We start from the raw sequence: 11,595 nt of genomic DNA on the forward strand, positions 1-11,595 counted from the left end.
ATTTAACCTAAATATGCATCTATATGACTATATTTTAGATTTCTAATATCATCAGCATGTTCACCCAGAATACTATCGCCTTGAATTTTAATACGCTCATTTTGATTGGATAGTGTGTAATGTGTTACATTTAAGTTAAATGTGTCAACATGATGTGGGTTATGGATAGTAATCGTGATATGAGAAAGGAATTTAAAGGATAACCTACCTTCTTTAAAGAAATCCTTTATAACTTTTGGATTCACTTTAAAAGTTAATTTATTTTCTTTATAACTAAAAGGTTGTTTACCTAGAAACATTAAATACATTAAAGTCATAGCTTCTGATGTCGTACCTGTGAGTCTGGCAACAAAACCCTGACCATGTACTTTTGGATTTGGATTGTTGGATGTAGCAATAAAACTTACATTTTCTAAAGTACTTCTACCATAAACTAAAGGATCCATAAAAGGTGGCATACTTGTTTTAATATCTTTGTAAAACTCATCATAAAGACCTGATTTAAACATGCCTATTAAATATTTATAACTCATATGTACAAAAGAAGACTCACGTTCAAGCCAGCCTTTTGTAAAAGCACGTGCTCGACCAATTTCTAAAGTCTCATCCTCTAAAGATGCAGATGTTTTATATACACCTAAAGTTTCATCATAAATACCTGATGCTTTTACATGTTGATGTACACTATGAGCATCTATTACATTGAGCATTGATTTTAGATAGTGCGCGGGTGCTTCTAAATAATGAGGTAGTGGTCTAACCTTCCAGTTCGTCACATCAATACACTCTAAATTCAAATGAGGATGTCTTAAACCATTTTTTTGATAAGTGGTAGCTTCAAATGTTAAATAAGTAGGAATTAATCCTTTACCTAGTTCAAATGCATTTTTAATACCCCTATGAATATAGTCATTTAATCGTTCAATCAATGGGATTAATTGGGCTATTGTAATATCCACAAATGCATCAGACAGATAGAGGTTTGTTTTTGCATCAAAACTTTCTCTAATGTCTTGTATCTTATCAAATCCATCATCAATATGATGAGTTAAGTTCGTAAAAAAATCATATATATCTGATTGAATAGATACAGTTTTAGATTTAAATAGATGACTAAACTCAATTAAGTATTTAAATAATCGAGCTAAATTTATAGTTTCAGTCGTACCTGATCCAAAAATGGCAGGTAAACCGTTCATTGCATCATTCCAACCAGGTTTTTCGCTATCCATCATTACACCCATACCCATTGGGTCTAAACTTGCTGTTTTGATCGTTGCTAAATGTAATAATTTTGAATATAAATTGACTGATACAGTTTTACCGTTTGTAAATTTATGAAAGTTTGAACCTTGTTTTAAATCTAAAGATTTTACTTTTTCTTTATCTTCATAAAGTCCACCTAATTGACGTGGAAAACCTTCTTTGTTAAGAACATACTTATATTTTCTTGGATAAACACTCATTTTTGACTGATAGAATTTAATAGGTTGGTCAAAAAGCATAAAATCTATTTTATCAGGAAAAATTGCTAGATATTGTTCAATTAAATCTAGATTATAAATCCAGTGATCTGACCAATAACCTGTTCCAAAGCTACTTTGAGTCGTTTGATCAGTATAATACATGATTAAGTCTAATAATGTTTGAGGTGAAATGTTAGTTTCTATATTGTTTTCAATAAACATCAATAAAGAGCCTGGAGTAAAAGGCTTTTTAAGATAATCTATGAGTTTATTCTCACCCTTAACAACATGTTCTAATAATTTATTTTGATACTTTTGATTAAACGTAAATCTTGAGCCTTCAATGGTCAATGGATTGTGTCCATCTAGTTGAATTAATTCTAAAAACTGTACTATATTAAAAATACCAGCTTCTTTTACAAAATACACATCATTTCTTCTATTTTGATTTACATCTCTATAACTACCATTACCATGAGAGTAATATCTTGGTTCTATATAAAAATTATTGTATTCTCTTTCCATATCACCGTGAATTCTAGAATATGTATGGTAAACATGATCTTTATTTAACCCCTTAAATATATATGGAAAACCACCTCTTAGTAAATTATCTAAGAACGATTGTTTCATATATTGATCAAATAAAGGATAATTCGTCTGTGTATCCATAGGAGCAACGAGTTCTTCAATAAATGATTCACTTAACGCTTCAAGTGACTCAAAATAATTAAAATCCCAATGACGTGCAGATTCATTCAATGAATCTAAATTGCTATAAGACCCTAGTAATGTATAAAATGTATAAGTTTCATCTTTTCTTAAATGAACCTCATGTGTTGAAAATCCGGAAAGTAGCTGGTTTGTTGATGCTTGATTTTGACGTATAAACTCATCATATGGCATCTGATTAAATACATGTGGTACTGCAAGTTCATTTTGGTATCCAAAGATGATAGATGAGTCATAAATTGGTTTTAATCGCTTATGATGTTGGTCCACACTTACATAGAAATTACCTGCTTCTAATGCACTAATTTCTTCTGTATCTTCCGTTGTAGAGCGATTTTTCATAAATGGAATGTGGTTTTCTTGATTAAATACATCAAACCATGCTACAGCTAAATTTGACATGTTTTTTTGTGCATATAAACCAGTTCCATAGGGCCAGAATGTTGCTAACCCATCGATGAAGCTTAACTTCATATCTTTAAGTGCTTTAAACTGAACTTTCCTTACTAATCCAGGATACTTTTTCTCAGTTACGTGAAAGTATTTAACAGTAGTTTGAACATCATTGTTCGTTTCTTCAATAGATACTTTATTTCTTCCAATGAATAATTTTCTATTGCTATCTGTTGTACCAAAGGGTTCAAAACATTGATCATTAACCTTTAAAAAAGTCCTAAAACCATTTACTGAAGTATTTCTATAACTTAAATTTGCAGGTGTGAAATCTAATATAGCGTGGTCTTTATTCTCAATACCAAAAGATGCAATTAATTGACCTCTATTGACATAATAAGTCCACATAGGTACGCCATTTTTACCTGCAATACCTGGTAAAAATGAAGCAAAAGGTTTTAACTTATGATAGTTTTCAAATATAAATTCTTTTGTTTCCTCATTAAAATATGTCATATTAATCAATTTCCCTTACTAAATTTTGAATTGTTGGTGATTGATACACTCTAACAAAATCAATTTCCATTTTGGCATAGCTCAATTCAGGATCTATACCTTGAGCTGCACCCCAATCACCACCTATTGCGATATTTAATAATAGATGAAAACGTCGATCAAATGGCCAGTGTCTGTTTTTTGGTATATCAACCAAATTAAAAGGATTATAAGTATAATACACTTCGTTATCAATTGAAAAAATTATCAAATCTGGAAACCATTCAACTGTATAGGTATGAAAAGCTTCACTTGCAGTTGGAATCACTTTAGAACCACCTTTTTGAGTGCCTATTTTGTGATTATATGCTTGGGTATGGATACTCGCATGAATACGGTTTTGGTCATAACCTACGTGTTCCATGATATCTATTTCACCACTATTTGGCCAACTACCATACTGCCAATCAGTAGGTAACATCCATATTGCAGGCCACGTTCCGCGACCTGTTGGAAGTTTAGCTCTCACTTCAATCTTACCCCACTTCCAATCACCTTTATTTCTGGTGACCATACGTGCTGATGTCCAACTTCCTTTTTCATCTTTTATCGCTTCTATGGTGAGTATGCCATCTTTAACAAAGGCGTTTTGATCACTTGTGTAATTTTGTAGTTCATTATTTCCCCATCCGTGTCCGCCTACATCATAACCCCATTTATCATCATCAGGTAAACCTTCATAATCAAACTCATCAGACCACACCAAAGCATAATCAGTAATATTGTCTTTATCATAAGTATAACCTTCAATTTTAGAGCGTTCTACTACAATGGGTGGTTCATCTTCTCTTTTATCACAAGCAATTAGCAAGGATGTAAACAATAATACACATAATGCAATCACAGTTTTTTTCATGTTATTCACCTGTCATTCCGGTACGTTCAATACCTGCAATAAATTGCTTTTGTGCAACTATATAAATAATAAATAAAGGTAAGATAGACAAGAATGTTGCTGCAGATTTATAACCTTCGTTAATTAAACCGATACCAACATCACCTGGTGCACTATTTGCTTGATCTGCAAATATTGAATCAAATAGACTTAATCTCATGACTACAAGCGGATTACCAGATTGATAATAAATAGTTGCTGTATAGATATCATTCCAATTCCAAATAAATGAAAATAGAAATACGATTAAAATAATTGGGACAACTAACTTAACATAAATATGCCAAAATACTTGGAATGAAGATGCTCCATCAATTCGTGCTGCTTCATCTAATGTAATTGGAATCATTTTAAAGAAATTATAGAAAATTAATATAAGAATAGCTGAGTTGATACCTTGGCCAAAAAATGAAAATAGTACTTGAGGAATTAGTGTGGAAAATAACGCTCTACTGAAAAATGAACCTAAGAAATTATTAGCAAATAAAGCATCATAAATAGGAATCCAAATATTTTCTTGTATACCGCTTATAATCATAATTCTAGGTACTGTGACCATTGGTAGTGGAATAATGAAGGACACTAATAACATCACAAAGAAGAATTTCTTAAACTTAAAATTATATCGTGCAAAAGCAAAGCCTGTAAATGCAGCAATAACTGTTTGAATTAGTGCAAGTGTAGTCATGTTAAATAAGCTTTTAATCAAGTTACCTGGATTTGTAAATGTACCTAAAAAACGATCGATAAAACTTAAACCTGGTGCAAACCAAGAAGGTGGTAGTAACTGTAGTACATGATTAGAAACAACAAAGTTACTAAAAGTTAATCCAGTTGGAATCCATGAAACCTCAGGACTTAATAAGTCCTTTCTCGTCATAAATGAGAGTAAAATCATACGAATAATTGGAAATAAAAATACATAACTAATACCAATTAATAATACATAGATGACAAGTTTACCGATAACACCACCACTAGCTTTATGCCCAAATAAGTATTTTCGTATTTTACTTATAGAAATGTGTGAGGTGACTTTTTTAAATAGTAATTTAATTTTACCAAATAGGTCATTCATATATTTAATCATGACATGTCACCTTTATCTTTCTTCTTCTTAAATACACGATCAAACCATTCTTTAAGTGTTTCTTCATCTCTTAATTTCTTCAATTGAACACGATTGATACGTGCGATATGTTTGAGTTGTTTTTCCTTTAATGTATCTAGATATTTTGTGTCATCTTTAGTTCTTAGAACTAAGAATATAACACCAACAAATGCAAGTACTATCGCAGAATAAACAATAACAACTGCAGCAGCAAATCCTAAACCATTCGTATAGTTGGAGTTGATAGTACCGACGACAAATGAGTAAATCGGATTCACTTCAAAGATTGCTATTTGTACCACAGTATAAATACCTACAACAAGTCCAGTAGATCTTAAATTTGGTAGCATAATCTTCCATAGCATTTGCCATGAATTAGCACCATCGATTTGTGCTGCTTCATATAAACTATTATCAATTTTTTGTAAACCATTTAAAAATAATATAATTGGTATCCCTGTAAACCAAAGTATTAATGTAAAATTATCAAAAATCGACATTAAAATGTTACTAAAGAAAGGCGAAATATTGTCGATCATCCTAAATATGAGTAATTCTGATATATCCATGAGTTGCATGGTATTAGAACTTCTTAATTGTGTCATAACAGGTCCACTAATAACAACTACAGGGAAGAAAAATATTAATCTGAAACCCGTTCTAAATTTAATTTTACTATTAAGTAGTATTGCTAGGATTAAAGATATAACTAAAATCATAGGCACATAAGTAATTTCCATAGAAATAAAGCCTACAACTAACTGGTTAAACTCAGTATTTCTAAAAAATGCTGTTACATAATTTTCAGTTCCAATAAATGAATATGTCCAACCATAGACGTCTTTAGATACTAAATTAAAACTTAACCAGATTGTATTGATGAATGGATAGATAATGAAAAATATCAATCCTATCAACCAAGGAAGTAAAAATAAGTATGCTACATTTTCATTTTTCGGTTTTCTAACCCTTAATTTTGACATACAAATCCTCCTTTAAATAACAAGCTTATAGTTAAGCTTTTCAACGGTTATACCTTTATAGATTACAGTATCTTCTGTGTAGTTAATTACAACTTCATAGCCGTTTGCATAGGTATTTACAATAACACCTGGTTGTAGTACGCTTCTACCTACCCACACCTCATTCATCACACTTGCGAGTGCACTGTTGACATCATTATAGATATCTTTTATCATCTCTTCATATAATGTAAATTCAGTAGAATAATAGTTAGATGAATGTGTTGCAATTAATTTATAGGCAGGATCGTGTGTTAATACAAATGATGGGAATGTATTGTAGTCTATCATTCTTAATACATCTTTTTGTTGGTAGAATGAGAAGTTTGAATAGGTCGCATAATTCTCCATAGCACCATTCAATACCAATTGTAAGAATGGTACAGTATCAGTTTCAACAAGGTGTTGAGAACTAAATAGGGGTGTACTTAAATGTCTATCAACGTATGGCCATAAATACATATTAGGCATGATGGCATTAATCTTTGTTGATGCATCAATCTTAGTAAAAGTATCTTCATAAAGTTTTATTGTATCTGTAACAGTAGTAATATTTTCATTACTTCTATAATGGCTATACAAGAGGTTTGAAATGCCATCATAAGTATAACTTTCAAAGCCCATTTTAGAGGTCTTATTATAAGTATTTAAGACCCATGATGATGCTCTATTAGGTGTAGCATAATACTGCTTTTCTACCGGGCCAGTTGTTCTTCTATAGTTATATTCACTATACCAACCTCCGATATGTTTCATCGCATTATCTATTAAGAACATATTTTCAGAGTAAATTGTTGTATAGTCTTGATGTAAGGATACATCGATACCAAGTTCATTTAGATACTTAACTGTTTGAGTAAATTTAGATTTACTACCTATTGAATCACTCCAATTAGGGCTTGATTTTCGACCGAGAGTTACACCACCTTTTTGGTAACCGAGTAACCCTGAATTAATATTATAGACACCTTCATTTTGTAATGTTTCTAAAATCTTTTTTACTTCATCAATTGTTGTAACAACAACATCTTCTGTTCCGATTAATGCATTTTTTGCATCACTCATTAAGAAGTCAATTCTCATTGGAATATTTATAAACTGTTCATTTTTATAACTTAATACGCCTGATTCATGTAAATAATCACGATATTTAATTGCCATACCGACATAATCTGCGCGATAAGGGTTATCTAGAGTTGTACCATCTCCTGCAAGCATATAAAAATGTTGATGGATGTCAAAGTGATTTCTTTCCTCAAATAAGGACTGATAGCTTGCTCCAGACTGATTATAAACTTGAGTATAGACTCGATTATATAGATATCTTGAATGTGCAATCATATAATCAGTTAAGTTATAGGCATCACTTGAGTTAGATGGTCTAGCATATATTTGCATATACTCATCACCACTACTAGTGTGTGATAAAAATGCTGCTTGAGTTCCATCGCCATAAGAGATACCAAATACTGGCATAGATGGATCTTTATGAGGTATAAAATTGGGTTCTGTGCGGCTATGTGATGGTAATTGTGCAATATCTTGTCCATATACATGACCAGTATAACCATTTAATGAGGATTGGTAATCTGTAAAACGGATTAATGCGCCACTTCCATCTGGAACGAATATGTAGCCTTCATTTCTAGGTTTATTGACTACCGTGTCCCACTTTACTTCTTTTTCTGTTATTGTGCCTTCTTCGGATTCAAAGGTTTCAGTATGTACACTTGGTAAAGAAATCTTACCACCGTAAGAACCCATAAAAGGTGCGATGGAGATTGATCCAATTAAATCTGTGTCATCTCCCTCAATTTCGCTATCTCTAATTTCAATAGAAAATCCATCTAAAGTTAAATGTAGATGTACCTTAACCTCTACATCAATGGCTTTAAATTTAAAATCAAGTCTAAAATGGTTAGGATCGTTGTTTACATTCTTTAAAACGTCCGTATTCACAGAATTAGATACACGTTCTTGAACTGTTTCTATTTCAGGATTGTTTAAATCTGGTGCAATAATGAAGTTCTTTGTACTACTTCCTGTTTGTGTTAAAGGACGATTTGGACTTAAGCGATTGAGATATTCAATCATGATTAAAGAGTTTGCAATACCTTCTCTAGAGTTGTTCATTTGTTCCTCTAAAGGTTTTGCAATAGCTAATATGTCTTCATCTGATGCACCTGGATTATTTTTAATAAATAATTCTACAGTACTTTCAATGTAACCATCATAGTCATGATCAATACCACTTTTCCAAGTAAAACCGTTTCTTTTATCATAGACAGCAAATATACCATTATGTTTTTTATAATAGTATTCAAAGTTGGCATTTTCTTGAATGAGTGTAAAGCCATCCTTATTTAGTGGTACGATTACGACTTCATCAGGTGGCATTTTAGTATCTTTACTAGATTCAATATATACCGCATTCACCGTGAAACCAAGTAATATAACGATACAGATTACTAGAATAGTTCTTTTAATTGAAAACATTTCTAATCAACTCCTTAATAATTGCATCTAAGAATAGATAGAGTTGTTGCCACATGGTGATGATGATGATTAAGACAACAACAATGATAATTGCAAACAGTAAACTCATAAATATACTTCGTATGGTTTCCTTACCAGAATATTCATGTATTTCACTAATGCCTAGATAAATTAATATGAACGACCAAATGGTGCCAAAAGTCATTATAAAATCTAAGAAAAAGACTTCATTATATGTAAGTACGTGTGATAGTAGTGTAACGAGTAATAAAGCTAAGAATAAAGGTCCTAGAGCATATACAAACATCATAAAGATCTGTTTAAGTTTACCGATACCATCATTAATTGATGTATCTAAATAATTACAGATTACAAACAATAAGGTTACTGCTGTAAACCCTAAAACAAGTGCAGTGATATCAATATCTTCTACTAATATGTATTGATAGATGAACCCTTTAGATGTATTAAAGAAAATAAAGGTGATAAAGATAGCTACATATAAAATGAGTGTGGCTCTAAAAGAACCTTGATGTCCATGTTTTAAGTCTTCAAAACTATCGATTGGTTTTCTCATGACTTTAAACATGAAACTTAATTCTCTTAAGATAGGTTTATCAAATGATTTTTTAATCGGTTGTGTGAATTGAGTTACTTTACCTGTTTTTTTATCTACTTTATGTAATACTAAATTACTAAAGTAAATAAAGATAAGTGCAATAATAAATATACCTAAATAACTTTGTATCACAAGATTTCTAACTTCCCAGGATGCTTCTGAATAACCTGTACGATTACCTGCAAGTTCAAAATGATGCATTGCAGATTCATAATCCTGTAACTGTAGATAAGATTTTGCAATGTTATTATGAGCAATCACAGACATTTGATTTAAATTAAGTACTTCGCTCCATGCATCAATAGCTTCTTGGTATAATCTGTCTTCATATAGATTAATAGCTCTATATATTTCTTTTGCATATGCGGTTGGTTCAAAGGATTGTAGAAATGATTTTGCATCATCTAAGGCAAATATAACACCATCATCTCGTACTGCAATCGAAGAAAGTCTTTGGAAGACACCAGAGATATCTTGATTTGAGGAGATATCAGAGTTACTTGCACCAAAATAGAAAATAAAATCACCGGTTTGATCATATACAAATATAGCACCTGATTGCATACCGGCATATACGATACCTTCTTTGTCAACATAAATATCTCTTGCATCATCAAAAGATATCATACGTTTGAAAATATTACCGCCTTGTGTGTTATGTTTTTTAACAGCATTGAAATAAGTACTCATCGTTGTAGTATAAACCATCGAGTTATCGTCGATAAATATGCTTGAGAATGTTTGTGGACTTCTCGCAAGTAAATTATCAAACTGTTCTGGTGTTAGTATGAGTTTTTGAAATTGTTGAACGACTGAAAGTCTGATTTTATTTGTTGTGAAAAATCCTAAGAATTCACCAATGTTAGATAATTGGATAATACCGTTTGAAACACCTTCACCATAGATATATAAATTTCCGCGATTATCCACTGCGATTTTACTTGGTTCAAAACTCGTTTCACCAAATGATAAGGAATCCGGACGTTCAAATTTTTCAATAAAAGTACCATCAAGATCAAATCTAAAAACTGCTTTAGCTGCACTATCTGCAACATATAATCCACGACTGGAAATATATAAACCTTTAGGTGCTAAAAATTCAGGATAGGTCAGTTCGAATAATAACTCATTTGTTACTGAGTCATATTTTAAAATACGCATATTTCCAGTATCGGCTATCCATAAAAACCCATCATCATCAAACATCATATCTTCTGGTTTGTTTAAATTTAATTCCATTGTAGTTCTTAGTGGTAAATACGCATCTTGAGTTCTTACAAACTCGCCCTTCGCATTTAAAGTCAACGTATAACTTGTAGCTGCTGATGCAAATACTGGTGTGGCGTATATGACTATGAATGCAACTATGAATAGTAAAATTGTAATTATTCTTTTAGTATTTTTCATCATATCACCTACTTAATCCCTGCATGAGCCATAGTGTTCATAACCCTAGACTGCATAATGATAAAAATAATTAAATTCGGTAAGAACATTATTAATCCGGCAGCTGCAGCCATACCAACACCTGCTAGTGCAGAACCTGTGTTTGCCAGTGCTAACGTATTTAAATAAAATGCAAAGGACTTCATAGATTCATCCTGAATGTATAAATTAGATGCTTCAACTGCTCCCCATGTAGCTTGAAAGGTTAAAATAGCTACTGTCGCAATCGCATTTTTAGTGAGTGGATAGATTATTTTAAATAGGATCTGAAAGTCATTTGCCCCATCGATTCTTGCAGCTTCAATTAATGCATCTGGAACTTGATCAATAAACTGTTTCATTAAAAATACATTCACTGGTACTGCTAAATAAGGCAGTATATGAACAAGTGGATTATTATTCAAACCAACTTGAACAATAATAAAATAAGTTGGAATCACAACTGCTGTTCTAACAAACATTAGGGCAGTTTGATTTAAACCAAATAACGCCTTTTTAGCTCTGAAGTGTTTCTTTGATAGCACATAGCCTGTCATGACACTTAAAAATATTGTTAAAAATACAAGAATGATTGTTACTACCAGTGTATTAAATAAGTATCGGATTAAAGGAACCCCGGTAGATGTAGCTGTTCTAAAGAGTTCAGTAAAATTTCCGAAAGTAGGATTTTGAACAAAGAATCTTGGAGGAAATAAGAATAATTCATCTAAAGGTTTAAATGCTTGATTAATTATAAATAGTACAGGAAGTAACATAAATATAGCCATCGGAAGCAAGATTAGATAAAAAGGGATTTGTGATTTAGAAAAACTCGTTGGATTTATTTTAGTTCCTTGAAAACTCATATCATCACCCCTCCT

Annotated in this window: 7 protein-coding genes; all 7 read right to left on the bottom strand. The window is 31.6% G+C overall.

Features of this window, described 5'->3' with window-relative positions; all coding sequences use genetic code 11:
- Nucleotides 1-2 precede the first annotated feature (2 nt).
- From ACL_RS03565 to ACL_RS03595, 7 genes are read right to left on the bottom strand one after another with little or no spacing between them, the layout of a single operon-like run.
- Nucleotides 3-3,107, bottom strand: coding sequence for a hypothetical protein (locus ACL_RS03565; protein WP_012242663.1), 3,105 nt, complete (start codon nt 3,105-3,107; stop codon nt 3-5).
- 1 nt (nt 3,108) lies between these two features.
- Nucleotides 3,109-4,002 carry a glycoside hydrolase family 16 protein gene (locus ACL_RS03570; protein ID WP_012242664.1) on the bottom strand — a complete coding sequence of 298 codons (894 nt, stop codon included), beginning with the start codon at nt 4,000-4,002 and terminating at the stop codon, nt 3,109-3,111.
- 1 nt (nt 4,003) lies between these two features.
- Entirely contained in the window at nt 4,004-5,131 is a 1,128-nt protein-coding gene (locus ACL_RS03575; protein WP_012242665.1) for a carbohydrate ABC transporter permease, read from the bottom strand.
- The gene (locus ACL_RS03580) at nt 5,128-6,135 is read right to left on the bottom strand and encodes a carbohydrate ABC transporter permease (RefSeq protein WP_012242666.1); all 1,008 of its coding nucleotides are present in this window, start codon (nt 6,133-6,135) and stop codon (nt 5,128-5,130) included. Before ACL_RS03580 ends, ACL_RS03575 begins: the two co-directional genes overlap by 4 nt.
- Nucleotides 6,136-6,147: 12 nt before the next feature.
- Nucleotides 6,148-8,670 carry a DUF5696 domain-containing protein gene (locus ACL_RS03585; RefSeq protein WP_012242667.1) on the bottom strand — a complete coding sequence of 841 codons (2,523 nt, stop codon included), beginning with the start codon at nt 8,668-8,670 and terminating at the stop codon, nt 6,148-6,150.
- Nucleotides 8,657-10,699 (bottom strand): YIP1 family protein, encoded by a 2,043-nt coding sequence (locus ACL_RS03590; RefSeq protein WP_012242668.1) that lies wholly within the window; start codon nt 10,697-10,699, stop codon nt 8,657-8,659. Before ACL_RS03590 ends, ACL_RS03585 begins: the two co-directional genes overlap by 14 nt.
- A 5-nt stretch (nt 10,700-10,704) precedes the next feature.
- On the bottom strand, nt 10,705-11,580 hold the full coding sequence (locus ACL_RS03595) for a carbohydrate ABC transporter permease (protein ID WP_012242669.1): 876 nt from the start codon (nt 11,578-11,580) through the stop codon (nt 10,705-10,707).
- Between the last annotated feature and the right edge of the window lie 15 nt (nt 11,581-11,595).

Source organism: Acholeplasma laidlawii PG-8A, from assembly GCF_000018785.1.
In the GTDB taxonomy this organism is placed as follows: Bacteria; Bacillota_I; Bacilli_A; order Acholeplasmatales; family Acholeplasmataceae; genus Acholeplasma; species Acholeplasma laidlawii.